The 20,120-nt window shown below is 33.5% G+C and carries 14 protein-coding genes; 11 read left to right on the plus strand and 3 right to left on the minus strand.

Going from position 1 to position 20,120, the window contains the following annotated elements:
* The first annotated feature begins 46 nt into the window (after positions 1-46).
* From ilvB to ES045_RS12570, 5 genes are all read left to right on the plus strand, one after another.
* A complete protein-coding gene (gene ilvB / locus ES045_RS12550) occupies positions 47-1,780 on the plus strand; it encodes a biosynthetic-type acetolactate synthase large subunit (RefSeq protein WP_147116638.1) in 1,734 nt (577 codons plus the stop codon).
* Positions 1,781-1,863: 83 nt separating this feature from the next.
* Entirely contained in the window at positions 1,864-2,394 is a 531-nt protein-coding gene (ilvN, locus tag ES045_RS12555; RefSeq protein ID WP_147116639.1) for an acetolactate synthase small subunit, read from the plus strand.
* 109 nt (positions 2,395-2,503) lie between these two features.
* Positions 2,504-3,979 (plus strand): ketol-acid reductoisomerase, encoded by a 1,476-nt coding sequence (gene ilvC / locus ES045_RS12560; protein WP_147116640.1) that lies wholly within the window; start codon positions 2,504-2,506, stop codon positions 3,977-3,979.
* Positions 3,980-4,053: 74 nt separating this feature from the next.
* On the plus strand, positions 4,054-5,316 hold the full coding sequence (gene ilvA / locus ES045_RS12565) for a threonine ammonia-lyase IlvA (protein WP_147116641.1): 1,263 nt from the start codon (positions 4,054-4,056) through the stop codon (positions 5,314-5,316).
* Positions 5,317-5,484: 168 nt separating this feature from the next.
* Positions 5,485-7,077, plus strand: coding sequence for an NADP-dependent glyceraldehyde-3-phosphate dehydrogenase (locus tag ES045_RS12570; RefSeq protein ID WP_147116642.1), 1,593 nt, complete (start codon positions 5,485-5,487; stop codon positions 7,075-7,077).
* Positions 7,078-7,426: 349 nt separating this feature from the next.
* Here ES045_RS12570 and ES045_RS16445 read toward each other — a convergent pair whose 3' ends face one another.
* Positions 7,427-7,600 (minus strand): hypothetical protein, encoded by a 174-nt coding sequence (locus ES045_RS16445; RefSeq protein ID WP_189663100.1) that lies wholly within the window; start codon positions 7,598-7,600, stop codon positions 7,427-7,429.
* Positions 7,601-7,846: 246 nt separating this feature from the next.
* The gene (locus ES045_RS12575; RefSeq protein ID WP_147116643.1) at positions 7,847-8,674 is read right to left on the minus strand and encodes a universal stress protein; all 828 of its coding nucleotides are present in this window, start codon (positions 8,672-8,674) and stop codon (positions 7,847-7,849) included.
* 177 nt (positions 8,675-8,851) lie between these two features.
* Between ES045_RS12575 and rimP the strand changes: the two genes are divergently transcribed.
* From rimP to infB, 3 genes are all read left to right on the plus strand, one after another.
* Positions 8,852-9,313 (plus strand): ribosome assembly cofactor RimP, encoded by a 462-nt coding sequence (gene rimP / locus ES045_RS12580; RefSeq protein WP_147116644.1) that lies wholly within the window; start codon positions 8,852-8,854, stop codon positions 9,311-9,313.
* 12 nt (positions 9,314-9,325) lie between these two features.
* On the plus strand, positions 9,326-10,582 hold the full coding sequence (nusA, locus tag ES045_RS12585; protein ID WP_147116645.1) for a transcription termination factor NusA: 1,257 nt from the start codon (positions 9,326-9,328) through the stop codon (positions 10,580-10,582).
* A 65-nt stretch (positions 10,583-10,647) separates the two neighbouring features.
* A complete protein-coding gene (infB, locus tag ES045_RS12590; protein ID WP_147116646.1) occupies positions 10,648-13,512 on the plus strand; it encodes a translation initiation factor IF-2 in 2,865 nt (954 codons plus the stop codon).
* 105 nt (positions 13,513-13,617) lie between these two features.
* On the opposite strand, the gene ES045_RS12595 is transcribed toward infB, so the two are convergent.
* Positions 13,618-13,986 carry an SPOR domain-containing protein gene (locus ES045_RS12595; RefSeq protein WP_147116647.1) on the minus strand — a complete coding sequence of 123 codons (369 nt, stop codon included), beginning with the start codon at positions 13,984-13,986 and terminating at the stop codon, positions 13,618-13,620.
* Positions 13,987-14,186: 200 nt separating this feature from the next.
* On the opposite strand from ES045_RS12595, the gene ES045_RS12600 reads away from it, so the two are divergent.
* The 3 genes from ES045_RS12600 (at position 14,187) to nrfD (ending at position 20,120) form a co-directional block, all read left to right on the plus strand.
* Complete coding sequence (locus ES045_RS12600; RefSeq protein WP_147116648.1) at positions 14,187-15,488, plus strand: c-type cytochrome; 1,302 nt, start codon at positions 14,187-14,189, stop codon at positions 15,486-15,488.
* A gap of 89 nt (positions 15,489-15,577) precedes the next feature.
* Positions 15,578-18,634, plus strand: coding sequence for a TAT-variant-translocated molybdopterin oxidoreductase (locus ES045_RS12605; RefSeq protein WP_147116649.1), 3,057 nt, complete (start codon positions 15,578-15,580; stop codon positions 18,632-18,634).
* 22 nt (positions 18,635-18,656) lie between these two features.
* Positions 18,657-20,120: an NrfD/PsrC family molybdoenzyme membrane anchor subunit gene (nrfD, locus tag ES045_RS12610; protein ID WP_147116650.1), complete on the plus strand. Its 1,464-nt coding sequence runs from the start codon at positions 18,657-18,659 to the stop codon at positions 20,118-20,120.

A 20,120-nucleotide genomic window follows, 5' to 3' on the forward strand; every position in this document is an offset into this window, starting at 1 on the left:
ATGTCTTTATTCTATTCTCTTTTTTCTCTAATCTAAAAGAGATACTATGGAAACACAAACCATAAACAAAAAACAAAAAACAACGAAAGTTACAGAAAGGATTTCCGGTAGCGAGGCAATCGTGAGGTGTTTAATCGCCGAAGATGTAAAAATAATTTATGGATATCCTGGTGGAGCAATTATGCCAGTTTATGATGAATTATATAAGTATCAAGATAAAATTCATCATGTTTTATCTCGCCATGAGCAAGGCGCAACGCATTCTGCACAGGGTTTTGCAAGAATCTCTGGTAAAGTAGGAGTCGCAATTGCAACTTCTGGCCCTGGAGCAACCAATTTAATTACAGGTATTGCAGATGCACAAATAGATTCTACGCCAATGGTTTGTATCACTGGTCAAGTAGCATCTCATTTATTGGGTAGTGATGCCTTTCAAGAAACAGATATTGTTGGTATTTCTACGCCAGTTACAAAATGGAACTGTCAAGTAACCAAAGCTGCTGATATTCCTGCAGTGTTAGCAAAAGCATTTTACATTGCAAGAAGCGGAAGACCAGGACCTGTTTTAGTAGACATAACAAAAGATGCTCAGTTCGAAGAATTCGACTTTTCATATGAAAAATGTACAAAAGTAAGAAGTTATAAACCAGTGCCTAAAACAGATGTAAAATCGGTTGAAGCTGCAGCAAAAATTATAAATGCTGCAAAAAAACCCATGATTGTTTGGGGGCAAGGAGTTATTTTAAGTGAAGCTGAAGAGGCTTTTAAAGCAGTTATTGAGAAGGCAGGAATTCCTGCTGCATGGACAATATTAGGCGCTTCTGCAATACCAACTTCTCATCCGTTAAATGTTGGTATGGTTGGTATGCATGGTAATTATGCGCCAAATATATTAACCAATGAATGCGATGTCTTAATTGCAATAGGAATGCGTTTTGATGATCGTGTAACTGGAGATTTAAACAAATATGCAAAACAAGCAAAAGTAATTCACTTTGAAATTGATCCTTCAGAAATAGATAAGAATGTAAAGACAGCTATTTCGGTTTTAGGCGATGCAAAAGCAAGTTTAGCCCTGTTATTACCGTTATTAGATAAAAAATCACATGCAGATTGGCATCAAAAATTTAAAGATTTGTATGCAATTGAATATGAAAAAGTAATTAAAAATGACATTCACCCAACCAAAGGAGGTTTAACAATGGGTGAGGTTATTAATGAAATTAATGTACAGAGTAAAGGTGAGGCTGCAATAGTGACAGATGTTGGTCAGCATCAAATGATTGCTTGTAGATATGCCAAATTCAATAAAACAAAAAGTAACATTACTTCTGGCGGATTAGGAACCATGGGTTTTGGTTTGCCTGCAGCAATTGGTGCAAAAATGGCCGCTCCAGAGCGTGAAGTAGTTTCTATCTCTGGTGATGGTGGTTATCAAATGACAATTCAAGAATTAGGGACTATTTTTCAGCAAAAAGCAGCCGTAAAAATTGTTGTTTTAAATAATGAATTCTTAGGAATGGTGAGACAGTGGCAGCAGTTGTTTTTTGATAAAAGATATGCATCTACAGAAATGGTGAATCCTAATTTTGTAGCAATTGCAGAAGGCTATTATATAAAAGCTAAAAAGGTTACAAAACGAGAAGAATTAGCAGCTGCAGTTGAAGAAATGATGGCTAGCAAAGAAGCTTATTTCTTAGAAGTTTGTGTAGAGAAAGAAAATAATGTGTTTCCAATGATTCCTTCAGGAGCGAGTGTTTCTGATGTTCGATTGGAGTAAAAATAGTAAGAGGTCTCCTCGAGAGCAGTCGAGAGGCTTTATTAGGTCTCGACTGCGCTCGACCTAACATTAAATTAGAAACAATGAGTACAGAAAAAAACCTATATACCATATCCGTTTACACTGAAAATAATATTGGATTGTTGAATAGAATATCGGCAATTTTTCAAAGAAGACACATTAATATAGAGAGTTTAAATACGTCTCCATCAGAAATTGAAGGCGTTTCTAGATTTACTATTGTAGTCAATATGACCGAAGAAAATATTAAAAAAATTATTGGCCAGGTAGAAAAACAAGTAGAGGTTATAAAAGCATATTATCATAATGATAATGAAATAATTTATCAAGAATCTTGTATTTTTAAAATGAGGTCAGATTTACTTTTTGATGAACGCGAAATTCAGAACATAATTAAAGAGAGCAACGCAAGAATAGTTACTGTAAATAAAGAATTTTTTGTGATTGAAAAATCAGGAAAAAAAGAAGAAATAGAATTGCTGTATAAGGAGTTAAGTAGTTTTGGGATTATGCAATTTACACGTTCTGGACGTATTTCTGTGACCAAACAAGAGATGAAGATTTCAACATTATTAGAAACATACAACAACTAAAAATAGATAAAAGAGTATAGATGTTAGGTAAAGGAAATAAAGAAATTATATAAATCTTTATTCTTTTATCTTTATTCTTTTCTCTGATCAACAAACAAAAACAATAAAAATGTCAAATTATTTTAACACATTAACATTAAGAGAAAAATTAGAACAATTAGGAAAATGTCGTTTTATGGATGCTTCAGAATTTGAAGACGGCGTAAGCGCATTGAAAGGGAAGAAAATTGTTATTGTAGGTTGTGGAGCTCAAGGATTAAACCAAGGTTTAAATATGAGAGACGCTGGTTTAGATATTTCTTATACATTAAGACAAGCCGCTATTGATCAAAAAAGAGAGTCGTTTGTAAATGCTTCTTCAAACGGATTTACAGTGGGTACTTATGAAGAATTATTGCCAAGTGCAGATTTGGTTATTAATTTAACACCAGACAAACAACACACGAATGTTGTGAAAACAATAATGCCTTTAATGAAAAAAGGAGCAACATTGTCTTACTCTCATGGTTTTAATATTGTTGAAGAAGGAATGCAAATTCGTGAAGATATAACCGTAATTATGGTGGCACCAAAATGCCCAGGTTCTGAGGTTAGAGAAGAGTATAAAAGAGGATTTGGAGTGCCAACATTAACGGCAGTTCACCCAGAAAATGATCCAGAAGGTAAAGGTTGGGCGCAAGCAAAAGCATATGCCGTTGCAACCGGAGGTAACAGAGCGGGAGTTTTAGAATCTTCTTTTGTTGCTGAGGTAAAGTCAGATTTAATGGGAGAGCAAACTATTTTATGTGGTTTGTTGCAAACAGGTGCAATTTTATCTTTTGATAAAATGGTCGCAGAAGGAATTGAGCCAAGTTACGCAGCTAAATTAATTCAATATGGTTGGGAAACAGTAACAGAAGCTTTAAAGCATGGAGGAATCACGAACATGATGGACAGACTTTCTAACCCTGCAAAAGTAGAAGCTTTTAGAATTTCTGAAGAATTAAAAGAAATTATGCGTCCGTTGTTTCAAAAACATATGGATGATATTATGACAGGTCATTTCTCTGAAACCATGATGGAAGATTGGGCAAATGATGATAAAAACTTATTAACTTGGAGAGCGGCAACAGGTGATACTGCTTTTGAAAAACAAGAAGTTACAGCGCAAGAAATCTCTGAACAAGAATATTTTGACCACGGAACTTTATTAGTTGCATTTGTAAGAGCTGGTGTAGAATTAGCTTTTGAAGCAATGACAGATTCTGGAATTATAGCAGCGTCTGCATACTATGAGTCTTTACACGAGACACCATTAATTGCAAACACCATTGCACGTAAAAAATTATATGAAATGAACCGTGTAATTTCTGATACAGCAGAATATGGGTGTTATTTATTTGACCATGCCTGTAAACCATTATTAACAGATTTTATGAAGAACATAAAAACAGATGTTATTGGGAAGAAATTTGCAGATGCTAACGATGTTGATAATCAAGAATTAATTAGAATTAATGCGATTATTAGAAATCACCCAGTAGAAATAGTAGGCGCAAAATTAAGAGCTTCTATGACAGCAATGAAAGTGATAAAATCGGCATAATTAATAAAATTTAAGCACTATAAAAAACCTGTCAGATTTTAAATCTAGAGAGGTTTTATTTTTATATTCGAACGATGCAAACAACACCAAATTATTACCCAAGTTTAGAAAATGTAGAAGCAGCTTCTAAAAACTTAAAAGGCGTTATTTCTAAAACTCCTTTAAGTAAAAATGTTAATTTATCAAAAGAACTAGCAGCAACTATTTTGTTTAAGAGAGAAGATTTGCAAGTAGTACGCTCTTACAAAATTAGAGGAGCATATAATAAAATGTCTTCTTTAAATGCGGATGAAAAACAGCGAGGAATTGTTTGTGCAAGCGCAGGAAACCATGCGCAAGGAGTTGCTTTGTCTTGTAAATTGTTAAAGATAAAGGGAACTATTTTTATGCCCTCTCCAACACCAAATCAGAAAATTGACCAGGTAAAAATGTTTGGTGAAGATTTTATTGATGTGGTGATTGAGGGCGATACTTTTGATGATGCTTTTAATGCAGCAACATTAGAATGTAATGCTAAGGAAAAAACCTTTATTCATCCTTTTAATGATGAAAAAGTAATTGAAGGACAAGCAACAGTTGGTTTAGAGATTCTGAATCAGACGGAAGAGAAAATAGATTATGTTTTTGTGCCTATTGGCGGCGGCGGTTTGTCTGCAGGATTGTCATCGGTTTTTAAACACTTGTCACCAGAAACAAAAATTATTGGCGTTGAGCCAGAAGGAGCTCCGTCTATGTCAACATCCATCAGAAATAAAAAAAATACAGTTTTAGAAAAAATTGATTCTTTTGTAGATGGTGCAGCTGTTAAAAAGGTAGGAGATTTAAATTTTGCTATTTGTCAGCAAAACCTAACAGCAGTAATTACAGTTCCAGAAGGTAAAATTTGTCAGACTATTTTAGATTTATACAATAAAGATGCAATTGTGGTAGAACCAGCAGGCGCTTTAAGTATTACTGCATTAGATTTTTTTGCTGATGAAATTAAAGGGAAGAATGTAGTTTGTGTGGTTAGTGGAAGTAATAATGATATTACAAGAACCGCAGAAATTAAAGAACGTGCGTTGTTGTACGCAAATTTAAAACACTACTTCATTATAAAGTTTCCTCAAAGAGCAGGTGCTTTAAAAGAATTTGTGGCAGAGATCTTAGGTCCGAATGATGATATTACTCATTTTGAATATGTGAAGAAAACAAATCGAGAGAATGGAGCCGCAGTAGTTGGTTTGGAATTAAAAGCATCAAAAGATTTAGCCCCATTAATTCAAAGAATGAAAGACAGAAATTTCTACGGAGAATATTTAAATGATAAACCAGTATTGTTTGAGTTTTTAGTGTAATTTTTTATTTTGGACTTAAAATAAATCACAAAAATTCGAAAACCTTTTCGTTTTTTAAGATAGAAACAAGGTGTTTTAATATTATTTTTAGTTAATTTTGATGGGTAAATAATGATTTAGGTGTTTTTCTAAATCATTTATTATTATACAATTTTAAAAATTCATTTTATGAAGAATACATTTAAAGAAATTCCGAACGAATATAAAATTACATCACTTGTCAACCAAAACACGTATTTAGTTGGTGGTGAATTAAAAGAATGGAAAGGTACAACTGCTGATGTTGTTTCTACCATTTCATCAACCAAAGAATACAAACCAACTTTATTAGGAACGGTTCCAAATTTAACAGAAAACGAGGCAATAGAAGCATTAGATGCAGCTTCTAAAGCCTATGATAGAGGGCAAGGTTTATGGCCAACTATGAAAGTAGAAGGAAGAATTGCTGCCATGGAAAAGTTTGTGGAGCAAATGAAAACCAAAAGAGCAGCCATTGTAAAGCTTTTAATGTGGGAAATTGGTAAAGCTTTGCCAGATTCAGAAAAAGAATTCGATAGAACTGTAGAGTATATCTATGATACTATTGAAGATTATAAACAAATGGACAGAGATTCTGCTAAGTTTGAGAAAAATAGCGGAGTGCATGCACATATTAGAAGAGGACCTTTAGGAGTTGTTTTGTGCTTAGGCCCTTACAACTATCCTTTAAATGAAACTTTTGCGTTGTTAATTCCTGCTTTAATTATGGGGAATACAGCTGTTTTTAAACCAGCAAAACACGGCGTTTTATTATTATCGCCATTATTAGAAGCATTTCAAACTAGTTTTCCTGCAGGTGTTGTAAATATTATTTACGGTAGAGGTAGAACGCTCGCAACTCCAATTATGAAAACTGGTAAAGTTGATGTTTTAGCATTGATAGGAAATAGTAAATCTGCAAATGCAATTCAAGCAAATCATCCGCAGAAAAATAGATTGCGTTTAGTGTTAGGTTTAGAGGCTAAAAACCCAGCAATTGTTTTACCAGATGCAGATTTAGATTTGGCAATTAACGAATGTATTTCTGGTGCAACTTCATTTAATGGACAACGTTGTACAGCTTTAAAGATATTATATGTGCACGAACATATTGTAGCTGAATTTAACAAGCGTTTTGCAGCGAAAGTAGATGCGTTAAAATTTGGAAATCCTTGGGAAGATGGTGTGAAATTAACGCCATTGCCAGAACCAGGAAAACCAGCATATATTCAAGAATTAATTGATGACGCTACAGAAAAAGGCGCGAAAATCATTAACAAAAAAGGAGGAGAAACTTCAGAAAATTATATTTTCCCAGCAGTTTTGTATCCTGTTTCTAAAGATTCTAGAGTTTTTGAAGAAGAGCAGTTTGGCCCAGTTACGCCAATTGTTTCTTTTAAAAACATTCAAGAGCCTTTAGATGATATGGCGGCTTCTAATTACGGACAGCAAGTAAGTGTTTTTGGTAGTGATGTAAAAACTTTAGCGCCGTTAATTGATACTTTGGTAAACTTGGTTTGTAGAGTAAACTTAAACAGTGCAGCACAACGTGGGCCAGATGTATATCCTTTCACAGGAAGAAAAGATTCTGCGGTAGCTACTTTAAGTGTACACGATGCTTTGCGTTCTTTTTCAATTAGAACGTTTGTAGCAGCAAAAGATACTGAATATAATAATGCTATTTTAAAAGAATTATTAGATAAGAAGACCTCTAATTTTATTAGTACAGATTATATTTTGTAGTAAAATTAGAAATATGTTATATTAAAAAACCTCCATTTTGGAGGTTTTTTAATTTTTATGAATGCTGTTGTACCTAAACAATTGTGGTTTTGTGTGGGATGGTCTTCTGAAGGAAAATAAGAACTCATGAAATAAATAACAAGCTTTATTTAAGTCTATTTATTTTGTTGCTCTTATGTTTGTATTTATTTTTTCGGTAGGATAAATAATTTATGACTTCTTTCTATGGACGTTAACTTTTTTGAGTTCCAATTTTATAGATCCTCTATTTTTAAACTTGTCTCTAGGAGTCTAAAATTTTTTAAAAGGTCACCATCACCATATTTTTTTTCATGAACTGTTTGTCGGATTAAGTAACTTTTTGAATGTAAGTAGTATCTGTTTTAGAAACTTCATTTCTTGTTTTCAATTTAGATACGTCTTGATTGGCAAAGTCATATTGAATTTCTCTTGCTTTTATATTTAAGTACTCGAATTCAAGCTTGTTAATTCGAGTACTTAAAGGATTCTTTTCAGAATTCACTGTCCTTTGACATCTTGAGTCTTTTTAATAATTATATCAATTTCTATGAAGGGTCACTTTCAATAATTTTATTTTGAGAAAACCCAAGGATAGGAAATAAAATTAGCATTAATAGTAAAATTATCTTTTTCATAAGGTTAAGTTTTATGTAATTCAGTTTTAACTTTAAACATAATTTTAACCTGATGTCATATTACAGACTTAAATAAGTAGTTATATTTTTAAAGGTATAAACAAAGTAAGACTCTAAACTCTCACTGTAAACATTGGTTTTAAGGCTTTTTTAGAGAGGCTTTTTGTAACGCTACCTGTAAATAAGTGAGAAATACCGCTTCTACCATGTGTGCTCAATGCAATTAAGTCTGCTTTTTTTTCTTTAGAAAAATTTAATATGCCTTTTTCTACAGAAAGGTCGCTATAAATATTTATAGAATATTTGGGTACGTTAAATTCTTCGATAAAATTTTTTATTTTTTGTTTTGCATTAAAAGTACTTTCGAATCTAGAAGGTGTATTTATTTTTAATAAAAGAATTTTACTATTAAAAGCATTCGCGAAATTTAGAAATTTTCTAAAAACTTCTTTGTTCTCTTTTTTGAAATTAGAAGCAAAGACCAAATCTTTCAATTTATTTTTTTTGTTATCTTTTTTCACAACAATAACAGGTCTTTTAGAGCTTCTTACAATCTTTTCGGTGTTAGAGCCAATCATGATTTCTTCAAATTCAGAATGCCCTTTAGAGCCCATAATTATCAAGTCGGCATCAATCTTATCCGCATATTTTTTTATGCCTTCAAATGGATTGTTCAATTTTATAAAATACTCTACTATAATTTCATCAGAAAAAAAACTTTTTTTAAATTCTAAAACTTTTTCTCTTGTTTTTCTTAAATACAACATGCTTTCAGGAATACTAAATTGGCTGCTCGAGGTCATGTCTACAACTCCAGAAGGAAGTTCTATTAGATGTATAAGATATACGGTAGCATTGGTTTTTTTAGCTATTTTGGCAGCCATTTTTGCAGCGTATTCAGACGGTTTAGAAAAGTCGATAGGAACTAAAATTTTTTTCATATGATAGAATTTTAAGTTAAAATATTGCGGCTATCTAAAGTTACAAAAAAATAATCAATTAGAGCTTGGTTTGGTAAATCATAAACAATTCGTATATTTGCACCGAAATTTATAGTAAATGAAGGAGGAAGGGGACTTAAAAGTCCCCTCTTTTTATACTTTATTTTAAGGTTTAATATGAATCAAACAACAGTTAAAGACTTAGTAGACGAAGCATTGGCACTTAATGAGTCTTTGTATTTAATAGAATTTTCAATATCTGAAAACAACAAAATTCAAGTTGTTGTAGATGGTGATAATGGCGTTCCTTTAAGCGAATGTATCCGCATTAGTAGAAATGTAGATGGTAATTTAGACAAAGAAGTAGAAGATTACTCTTTAGAAGTTACAACACCAGATATTGCACATCCGTTAAAGGTAAAGAGGCAATATATTAAGAATATCAATAGAATTCTTAAAGTAAAAACAGCAGAAGAAGAGTTGGAAGGTACATTAATAGCAGCAGATGAAGATAAAATTGTCTTACAATGGAAAGCTAGAGAGCCAAAGCCAGTTGGTAAAGGAAAGGTTACTGTAGACAAAACAGCAACTTTAGAATATAAGGAGATTAAAGAAGCAAAAGTGAAAATTGTATTTTAAGCAAAAAATGTAATGGAGAATATAGCATTAATTGATTCGTTTTCAGAATTTAAAGATAACAAGAGTATAGACAGAGTAACATTAATGTCTATTTTAGAAGAGGTATTTAGAGCTACTTTAAAGCGTAAGTTTGGTTCAGATGATAATTTTGATATTATTATTAACCCAGATAAAGGAGATTTAGAAATTTGGAGAAATAGAGTTGTTGTTGCAGATGGTTTTTCTGAAGATGATAATGAAGAGATTGAATTAGCGGAAGCTAGGTTGATTGAACCAGATTTTGAAATTGGTGAAGATGTTTCGGAAGAGGTGAAATTGATTGATTTAGGAAGAAGAGCTATTTTAGCATTGCGTCAAAACTTAATTTCTAAAATTTACGAACACGATAGCACAAACATATTTAAGCATTTTAAGGAATTAGAAGGTGAATTATATAGTGCAGAGGTACATCACATACGTCACAATGCAATTATTTTGTTGGATGATGATGGTAATGAGATTGTATTGCCAAAAAGTGAACAAATTCGTTCAGACTTCTTTAGAAAAGGAGATTCTGTTAGAGGTGTTATAAAAACCGTAGAATTAAGAGGGAATAAACCAGCAATTATTTTATCAAGAACGTCTCCAGCGTTTTTAAATAAATTGTTTGAACAAGAAATTCCAGAAGTTTTCGATGGTTTAATTACGGTAGAAAGAGTTGCAAGAATACCAGGTGAAAAAGCAAAAGTAGCGGTAGATTCTTATGATGATAGAATAGACCCTGTTGGAGCTTGTGTTGGTGTAAAAGGATCAAGAATTCATGGTATAGTTCGTGAACTAGGGAATGAAAATATTGATGTTATTAATTACACTAAAAATGAACAATTGTTTATTTCAAGAGCATTGAGTCCTGCAAAAGTGACTTCAATGGAAATTGAAATGTATGAAGAAGAGAAGAATGGTAAAAAAGGACGCGTAAGTGTACTTTTAAAACCAGAAGAAGTCTCTAAAGCAATTGGTAGAGGTGGTGTTAATATTCGTTTAGCGAGTGAATTAACAGGTTACGAAATAGATGTTAAGAGAGAAGGTCTTGAAGAAGAAGACGTAGAATTAACAGAATTTGGTGATGAAATCGAACCATGGGTTATTAAAGAGTTTAAAAACATTGGTTTAGATACTGCTAGAAGCGTATTAGAAGCGAGTGTAGATGAATTAGTTAAGAGAACCGATTTAGAAGAAGAAACTATTTTAGATGTTCAAAGAATTTTGAAAGAAGAATTCGAAGAGTAGTTTGTAGTTAAAGAGTAATCGTAAAAAAGTATATTTTTACAAAATTAAAGGCTAAAAAATAATATATGTCTGAAGGCAAAACAACGAGGCTTAATAAGGTCTTAAGAGAATTAAATATTTCTCTAGATAGAGCAGTAGAATATTTAGCAGGTAAAGGTCACGAAATTGAATCGAGACCTACTACTAAAATTTCTGGTGATGTCTATCAAGTCCTGCTAGATGGCTTCCAAACAGATGCTAGCAAAAAAGCTGCATCTAAGGAAGTTGGTGAGGAAAAGCGAAAAGAGAAAGAAGCTATTCGTGCAGAACTAGAAGCTAAGCAAGAGAGTAAAAGAGCAGAAGACGCTAAAAAAGAAGAAGTTCTTAAAGCTAAAGCCAAAAAACTAGAGTTAAAAACTGTTGGTAAAATAGATATCGACAATATTGGTAAGTCTGCACCTAAAAAAGAGGAGGTAAAAGAAGTTGAGACTAAGGTTGAAGCTCCGGTTACGAAAACTCCAAAAGTAGAAACACCAGTTGTTGAAGCACCAAAAGCTGAAGCTCCAAAAGTTGAAACTTCAAAAGAACCAGTTGTTGAAGCTGTTGTTCCTAAAGAAGAAAAACCAGTTCTTAAAGAAGTGAAGGTTGTGAAACCAATTTCTTTAGTAGAAAAGGAAGCTTCTAAGGTAGACAAGAAAGCTGATGGGAAAAAGGAAGTTTCTAAACCAGAAGGAAAAGTAGAGGAAGTTACTGCAGAAAATGCAGAAGCAATCAAAACTCAATATAAGAAATTAGACGGACCAAACTTTACAGGTAAAAAAATTGATTTAAAACAATTCGAAAAACCTAAAAAGAAAAAACCAGATCCTAAGAAAGATGCAGCTTCAGATCCTAGAAAGAAACGTAAGCGTATTGTAACTAAAGTAGGCGCTCCTGGAAGCAGAACTGCAAATAGAGCTCCAAATAGTAGAGCAGGTAACGGAAGAGGACCTTACAATAAAGGTAGAGGAAACGTAAGACCAGCAGCAAACGTTAAGAAAGAAGAGCCTACAGAAGCAGATATTCAGAAGCAAGTAAGAGAAACCTTAGAAAAGCTTCAAGGGAAATCTTCTAAAGGAAAAGGTGCAAAATACAGAAGAAATAAAAGAGATGCTCGTAGAGAACACTCAGATGCAGAATTAGAAGCACAAGCGTTAGACAATAAGATCTTAAAAGTAACAGAGTTTGTTACGGTAAGTGAAGTTGCAACGATGATGGATGTTCCTGTAACAAACATTATTTCTGCGTGTATGTCTTTAGGAATGATGGTAACAATGAATCAGCGTTTAGATGCAGAAACATTAGTTATTGTTGCTGAAGAATTTAATCATAAAGTAGAATTTGTAGGAGCAGAAGTAGAAGAGTCTATCGAAGAAGTAATAGATAAACCAGAAGAATTAGAAACGCGTGCACCAATTATTACGGTAATGGGTCACGTAGATCATGGTAAAACTTCTTTATTAGATTATATTAGAAAAGCAAATGTTATTGAAGGTGAAAGTGGAGGAATTACGCAACATATTGGTGCGTATTCTGTAAACGTTGGCGATCAAAAAATTGCGTTCTTAGATACGCCAGGTCACGAGGCCTTTACGGCAATGCGTGCACGTGGAGCTCAAGTAACGGATTTAGTAATTATTGTAGTTGCAGCAGATGATGATGTAATGCCGCAAACAAAAGAGGCGATTTCTCATGCACAAGCAGCAGGAGTTCCTATTATATTTGCCATCAATAAGATTGACAAACCAAATGCAAATCCAGATAATGTAAAAACACAATTATCTGCAATGAATTTATTAATTGAAGAATGGGGAGGAAACATTCAGTCGCAAGATATTTCAGCAAAAGTAGGAACAGGTATTCCAGAATTATTGGAAAAAGTTTTATTAGAAGCTGAGGTTTTAGAATTGAAAGCGAATCCTAATAAAAATGCAATTGGTGCAGTAGTAGAGGCATTATTAGATAAAGGTAGAGGATATGTTTCTACGATATTAGTACAAGCAGGAACTCTAAAAATTGGAGATTACTTATTAGCAGGTAAACACAGTGGAAAAATAAGAGCAATGTTCGATGATCAAGGAAACAACTTAAAAGTTGCTGGACCATCAACACCTGTATCTGTTTTAGGTTTAGACGGAGCGCCACAAGCTGGAGACAAGTTTGTCGTATTTGACGATGAAAGAGAAGCAAAACAAATCGCTTCTAAAAGATCTCAATTACAACGTGAGCAATCTGTAAGAACTCAGAAAACATTAACATTAGCAGAAATAGGACGTAGAATTGCGTTAGGAGACTTTAAGGAACTAAACATTATCTTAAAAGGAGATGTAGATGGTTCTGTAGAAGCCTTAACAGATTCTTTCCAAAAACTATCTACGGAAGAAATTCAAGTAAATATTCTTCATAAAGGTGTTGGAGCCATTACAGAAAGTGATGTGTTATTAGCAACAGCTTCAGATGCAATTATTGTTGGGTTTAATGTGAGACCACAAGGAAATGCAAGAGTAGTTGCAGACAGAGAAGAAGTAGATATTAGAACGTATTCTATTATTTATGATGCAATTAACGACCTTAAAGATGCAATGGAAGGAATGTTATCTCCTGAAATGAAAGAAGAGGTTACTGGTAATGTTGAAATTAGAGAAGTTTATAAAATTTCTAAAGTTGGTAATATTGCAGGTTGTATGGTAATGTCTGGTAAAATCTTTAGAGATTCTCAAATTAGAATTATTAGAGATGGTATTGTAGTTCATGACGGAACTCTTACAGCTTTAAAGCGATTTAAAGATGATGTTAAAGAAGTTGCTAAAGGATACGATTGTGGGGTTCAAATTAAGAACTACAATGATATTGTAGAAGGAGACTTAATCGAAGCATACAAAGAAGTAGCAGTTAAAAAGAAGTTGAAATAAATCAATTTTTTATAGATAGTAAAAGCCGAAATTCGTGAGAATTTCGGCTTTTTTATTGCTATTAATTTAGTAGCTGAAAATATTTTTTTAGTTCTAAAAGCTAAATTATTTCCCCATAGGAATTACAATGGTTCCAGAGAATTCTTCAATAAATAGTAATTTTGCTCTATCAGCTTCTAGTTTTGTCTTATAATTACCTACCTGTACTTTCCATTCTGGGTTGTTATAAACAAGTTTAGAGAGAACTCTAGGGTATAGAATACCAAACTTAGCATTCTTGCTTTTAGCGGTTGTTTCATTTCCGTAATAGATCTGAATACTGTACCCAAAACCATTCGATTTATTGTAAATTCTCTTTTTTTCTAACAAATTTTGTACGCCTTTATCCTTGTTTGTTGTGTTTTGAGACCTTAAAGTTCCAATACTTGAGCATAAACAGAACAAAAAAATCTTTAAAAACAATGTATTTTTCATAATCTAAAATGTTTATGCAAAAATAACGACTTGCTAAAGAATAAATTGGGTGTTTTTCTTATTTAGAATAGTTATAAATTGACATTTAACATTCTATTAGCTTTTTAAAATTTAGCAATATGTAGTACTTTTGTAGAACTGTTCAAAACCTGTTTTTTTGAACGAATTTAGACACAATACTAAAATTATAGTTTGTAAATATGAAAAGTGTAGCATTGCATAGTAGACGAACCTCTGTACTTCTAAAAAGTCTTACATTACTTTTATTTTTTGCGTTTAGCATCTCTTCTTATTCTCAAGATGTAGATGAAGTACGTCAAAAAGAAGGTAAGAAACTATTCAAATCCTTATGTGCTTCTTGTCATAAGTTAGATAAGAAACTTGTAGGGCCAGCATTAGGTGGCGTAGAGGAGAATAGAGAGAATTCTTGGTTAAAATCTTGGATTAAAAATAACGCAGAATTTCAAAAAGTAAATGCAGAGGCAGCAGAAGCGGCACAATATAGTGCGACTGCTATGAATGCATTTCCTCAATTGTCAGATCAAAATATTGACGACATTTTGTACTATACAACTGTTGGTGAAATTAAAAAAGTTGCTGCTCCTGGTGAAGTTTTAGTGGGGGGGCAAGTATTAGAAGAAAGAGGTGCTCCAGATTGGTTAATTTATTTCTTAGCAGCAGCAATTGTGGTTGCGTTTTTAATGATTGCTAGTTTATTAAAACAAGTAAGCGAATTAAAAGGAGATAAAAAATCAGGTGTACAATCGAATTTAAGAAGAGATCTTCAAGAATTGTGGGTTGGTGTTAAAGAAAACACTTTCTTAAAAGTTTTAGGAACTATTTTCTTACTGTTGGTTGGTGCATACTTTCTTTTCGGAACATTATTTACTGTAGGTGTAGATCAAGGTTATCAACCCATTCAGCCAATCGCATTTTCTCATAAAATTCACTCAGGTGAAAATAAAATCGATTGCCAATATTGTCACTCTTCAGCAAAACATAGTAAACACTCTGGCATACCGTCTGTAAATGTTTGTATGAATTGTCACAAAGCGATTTCTGAAGTAGCAGAAGGTACAGAAATTCAATGGAATGGTCAAACGTACGGTAAAACACAATTAGACAAAGAGATTGCCAAAGTGTATGATGCTGCAGGTTGGGATCCGGAAGAATTAGTCTACACAGGTGAGGAAAAACCAGTAAAATGGATTCGTATTCATAATTTACCAGATTTCGCATATTACAATCACTCACAGCACGTCACTGTTGCAGGAGTAAAATGTCAGAAATGTCATGGTCCAGTAGAAGAGATGGATGAAATGTATCAATACTCTCCATTAACTATGGGCTGGTGTATCGATTGTCATAGAGAAACAAATGTAGATTTAAAATCAAACGATTACTATGCTAAAATTCACGATCAATTAGCGAAGAAATACGGAGTAGAAAGAGTTACTATTTCTCAGTTAGGTGGTTTAGAGTGTGGTAAATGTCATTACTAGTTAAGTAAATAAAATATTCAAAAATTAAAAGTTTTATAGAATTGTTTTCAATTTTCTGTATCTTTCAATCATTAAATAAAAAAGTATAAATGGCTTCAAACAAAAAATACTGGAAAAGTGTTGAAGAACTAAAAGGTAGTTCTGTTGTTGAAACGTTGGGTAAAAATGAATTTGTAGCGGATATTCCTACAGATGATTTTTTAGGTGATAAAGAAACACTTGAGAATTCTTCTACTTCACGTAGAGATTTCTTAAAATATGTAGGCTTTACAACAGCGGCAGCTTCATTAGCAGCTTGTGAAGGACCGGTTGTAAAATCGATTCCTTACGTAGTGAAACCAAACGATATTATTGCTGGTGTTGCAGATTGGTATGCTACATCTATGTCAGATGGTTATGACTTTGCAAATGTGTTGGTTAAAACACGTGAAGGGCGCCCGATTCAAATAATGCCAAATAAAGAAGCAAATGGAACAACAAGCGCAAGAGTACAAGCAGCGGTTCTTTCTTTATATGATGAAAAACTACGTTTAAAAGAACCAACTAAAAATGGTGATGCTATTTCTTGGAGTACTGCTGATAAAGAAATAGGACAGAAATTAAATAGCTTAAAAGAAATTGATGCACAAGTTGTTTTATTAACAGGAACAATGGCAAGCCCATCTACAGATAAAGTAGTTGGTGAATTTTTAGCTACATACCCAAATGCTAAACACGTTATTTATGATGCGGTTTCTGAGGCAGCAGCAGCAGATGCATTTCAAACAATGTACGGCACAAGAGCTTTACCAAACTATAAGTTAGAAAACGCAGAAGCAATTGTTTCTTTTGGTGCAGATTTCTTAGGAGATTTTCACGGAGGTTTTGAAAAAGCATATATTGCAGGTAGAAGACCTGAAACAGGTAAGATGTCTTATCATACCCAAGTAGAAAGTAACATGTCTCTTACAGGGGCAAATGCAGACAAACGTTTGGTTGCAAAGCCATCTGATGTTGTTTTTTCTTTATTGAATTTGTATAAAGAAATTACAGGGCAGTCAGTTGCTTCTAAAGCAACTCCTATTGATGGAGAGATTAAGAAATTAGCAAAAGCACTTAAAAAAGCAGGTTCGAAAGGGGTTGTAATGACAGGTGTTAATGATGTGAACGCTCAGCTAATCTCTTTAGCAATTAATAAAGCTTTAAATAGTGCTATTTTAGATGCTAATAATTCACTAAACATTCGTCAAGGAAATTTTGATCAAGTTCAGAATGTTATTTCAGATATGAAATCCGGACAAGTTGGTGGTATTGTAACAGTGAATGTAGATCCTTCTTATTCACTACCAAATGCGGGTGAATTTACAGAAGCATTAAAAAAGGTAGATTTAAAAGTTGCTTTATCAGTTGAGAATAACGAGACGGTAAATGCAATGGACTATGCATTACCAGCACCACATTTCTTAGAATCTTGGGGAGATACTCAGTTTTCTGCAGGAAATTATGGTTTAGTACAACCAACAATTCAGCCTTTATTTAAAACGCGTCAAATTCAAGATACGTTATTAAAATGGTCTGGAAATTCAACTTCTTACTATGACTATTTAAAATCTTTCTGGTCTACAGATGTTTTAGAGGGAGCTTCATGGAATAAAGCTTTACACAACGGGTTTTTCAAGAAGACAATTGCAGCAACTGTTGAAGGGGTAGCAGCAGTTTCAATTGAAGAAGTTGCATTAAAATTAAAGAATAGCACAGCAGCTTCAGCAATGGAGTTGAATTTATATACCAAAACTGGTTTAGGAGATGGTAAGCAAGCAAACAATCCTTGGTTACAAGAATTTCCAGACCCAATTACAAGAGCTTCCTGGGACAATTATTTAACCATGTCTATGGCAGATGCAAGAGAACTAGGTTTCTCAAACCCTGTAAAAGATAACGGAGCAATTAACGGAGATTACGCTAAAGTAACTGTAAATGGTAGCGAACTTGTAGTACCTGTTATGATTCAACCAGGTCAAGCAAAAGGATCTGTTGGTTTAGCATTAGGTTTCGGTAAAACATTTGCTTTAAAAGAAGAAATGCAAGTAGGTGTCAATGCATATACTCTATACAAAGGTGGCAATAACATTCAATATAATGTAGCAATAGAGAAAGTGTTAGGAACGCATAAGTTTGCATGTACACAAGTACAAAAAACAATTGCTGGACGCCATGATATTCTAAAAGTTGCTACTTTAAAAGAGTATAATACAGTAGCGCCTAAAGATCATCACAATGGCTGGAACAAGCCTGCGTATGTATCTTATGACCATAAAGAAGTTGAAGCAAAAACAATAGATTTATGGGATGAGCATAACCGAGAAATTGGGCATCACTTTAACTTGTCAATTGACTTAACATCTTGTACAGGTTGTGGCGCATGTGTTGTAGCATGTCACGCAGAAAACAATGTACCAGTTGTTGGTAAAAATGAAGTTAGAGTAGGTAGAGATATGCACTGGTTGCGTATTGATAGATATTATTCTTCAGAAGTTGAAACTCGTGAAGAGGCCAAAGAAATGGGCTTAAGTGGTGGAGATTTATACAAAGCTTTAGAAACTGAAGCTGAAAACCCTGAAGTTACTTTTCAACCAATGATGTGTCAGCACTGTAATCATGCTCCTTGTGAGACTGTGTGTCCTGTTGCTGCAACATCTCACGGTCGTCAAGGTCAAAATCAAATGGCATACAACAGATGTGTAGGTACAAGATATTGTGCAAACAACTGTCCATATAGAGTTCGTAGATTTAACTGGTTTAGTTATTCAAACAATAACGAGTTTGATTTTAACATGAACAACGAATATGGTAAAATGGTGTTAAACCCAGATGTTGTAGTTCGTTCTAGAGGAGTTATGGAGAAATGTTCTATGTGTATTCAAATGACACAAGCAACAATTCTAAAAGCTAAGAAAGAAGGAAGAAAAGTAAATGTTGATGAGTTTGAAACAGCTTGTTCTTCAGCATGTACTACAGGAGCTATGGTCTTTGGTGATGTAAATAATGAAGAAGACGAAGTTGCTGCATTAGCAGAAGACAAAAGAGCATACAATGTATTAGATTATCTTCAAACGAAGCCAAATGTAATATATCAAGTTAAAGTAAGAAACACAAACGAAGCGTAATTTAAATTTAAGATATCAGAATATGTCTCATTACGAAGCACCCATAAGGGAACCTTTAGTATTAGGTGATAAAAGTTACCACGATATTACCGAAGACATTGCAAAACCTATAGAAGGTGCCGCAAATAAAAATTGGTACATAGCATTTTATATTTCACTAGCAGCAATGCTCTGGGGATTTGGATGTATTTTCTATACCGTAGGAACTGGTATTGGAGTCTGGGGATTGAACAAGAACATTGGTTGGGCTTGGGATATTACCAACTTTGTATGGTGGGTTGGTATTGGTCACGCAGGAACATTAATTTCCGCGGTGCTTTTATTATTCCGTCAGAAGTGGAGAATGGCAATTAACCGTTCTGCGGAAGCCATGACTATTTTTGCCGTTTTTCAAGCAGGATTGTTTCCAATTATTCACATGGGACGTCCATGGAATGCATATTGGGTACTACCACTTCCAAATCAATTCGGATCATTATGGGTGAATTTTAACTCGCCTCTATTATGGGATGTTTTTGCAATCTCTACATATTTATCTGTGTCACTAGTTTTCTGGTGGACAGGTTTATTACCAGATTTTGCAATGATTAGAGATAGAGCTGTAAAACCTTTTCAAAAGAAAATATATGCTTTATTATCATTCGGTTGGTCTGGTAGAGCAAAGGACTGGCAACGTTTTGAAGAAGTATCTTTGGTACTTGCAGGTTTAGCAACACCATTAGTACTTTCTGTACATACAATTGTATCGATGGATTTCGCAACATCAATCAATCCAGGGTGGCACTCAACAATATTCCCTCCTTATTTCGTCGCAGGAGCAATCTTTTCAGGATTTGCAATGGTACAAACGTTATTAGGAATTATGAGAAAAGTAACAAACCTAGAAGATTATATTACACGTATGCATGTAGAGTATATGAATATGGTAATTATCTTAACAGGTGGTATTGTAGCTGTAGCGTATGCAACAGAATTCTTTATTGCTTGGTATACCGGTTCACCATATGAAAACTATACATACCTATCTGTAGGTGCGGCAACAGGACCTTATGCTTGGGCTTTCTGGTCATTAATTACCTTTAATATTATTACTCCACAGTTATTATGGATTAAGAAGTTTAGAAGAAGTTTTATGATTACTTTTATTATTTCGATAGCGATTAACATTGGTATGTGGTTTGAGCGTTTTGATATTATTGCAATTGTATTAAGTAAAGGTCATTTACCATCTACATGGTGGCGTTTTGAACCTACGTTTGTAGATGTAGGTATCTTTATTGGTACTATTGGGTTCTTCTTTGTATTATTCTTATTATATGCAAGAACATTCCCTGTAATTGCGCAAGCGGAAGTAAAAACAATATTAAAGTCTTCAGGTGAATTTTACAAGAAGAGAAGTGAACAAGGAATACCTACCAAACCTGCAATTGTTGTTACAAGTGCAGTAGTTAATGACAAGGATTCTGATAACAATTTAAACGGATAA

It is taken from the genome of Polaribacter sp. IC073, from assembly GCF_007997075.1.
Taxonomy (GTDB): domain Bacteria; phylum Bacteroidota; class Bacteroidia; order Flavobacteriales; family Flavobacteriaceae; genus Polaribacter.

Bases quoted from the DNA above. Each gene is read 5' to 3' on its own strand.
- ilvB (WP_147116638.1), top strand. From the start codon at position 47: ATGGAAACACAAACCATAAACAAAAAACAAAAAACAACGAAAGTTACA.
- ilvN (WP_147116639.1), top strand. From the start codon at position 1,864: ATGAGTACAGAAAAAAACCTATATACCATATCCGTTTACACTGAAAAT.
- ilvC (WP_147116640.1), top strand. From the start codon at position 2,504: ATGTCAAATTATTTTAACACATTAACATTAAGAGAAAAATTAGAACAA.
- ilvA (WP_147116641.1), top strand. From the start codon at position 4,054: ATGCAAACAACACCAAATTATTACCCAAGTTTAGAAAATGTAGAAGCA.
- ES045_RS12570 (WP_147116642.1), top strand. From the start codon at position 5,485: ATGAAGAATACATTTAAAGAAATTCCGAACGAATATAAAATTACATCA.
- ES045_RS12575 (WP_147116643.1), bottom strand. From the start codon at position 8,674: ATGAAAAAAATTTTAGTTCCTATCGACTTTTCTAAACCGTCTGAATAC.
- rimP (WP_147116644.1), top strand. From the start codon at position 8,852: ATGAATCAAACAACAGTTAAAGACTTAGTAGACGAAGCATTGGCACTT.
- nusA (WP_147116645.1), top strand. From the start codon at position 9,326: ATGGAGAATATAGCATTAATTGATTCGTTTTCAGAATTTAAAGATAAC.
- infB (WP_147116646.1), top strand. From the start codon at position 10,648: ATGTCTGAAGGCAAAACAACGAGGCTTAATAAGGTCTTAAGAGAATTA.
- ES045_RS12595 (WP_147116647.1), bottom strand. From the start codon at position 13,986: ATGAAAAATACATTGTTTTTAAAGATTTTTTTGTTCTGTTTATGCTCA.
- ES045_RS12600 (WP_147116648.1), top strand. From the start codon at position 14,187: ATGAAAAGTGTAGCATTGCATAGTAGACGAACCTCTGTACTTCTAAAA.
- ES045_RS12605 (WP_147116649.1), top strand. From the start codon at position 15,578: ATGGCTTCAAACAAAAAATACTGGAAAAGTGTTGAAGAACTAAAAGGT.
- nrfD (WP_147116650.1), top strand. From the start codon at position 18,657: ATGTCTCATTACGAAGCACCCATAAGGGAACCTTTAGTATTAGGTGAT.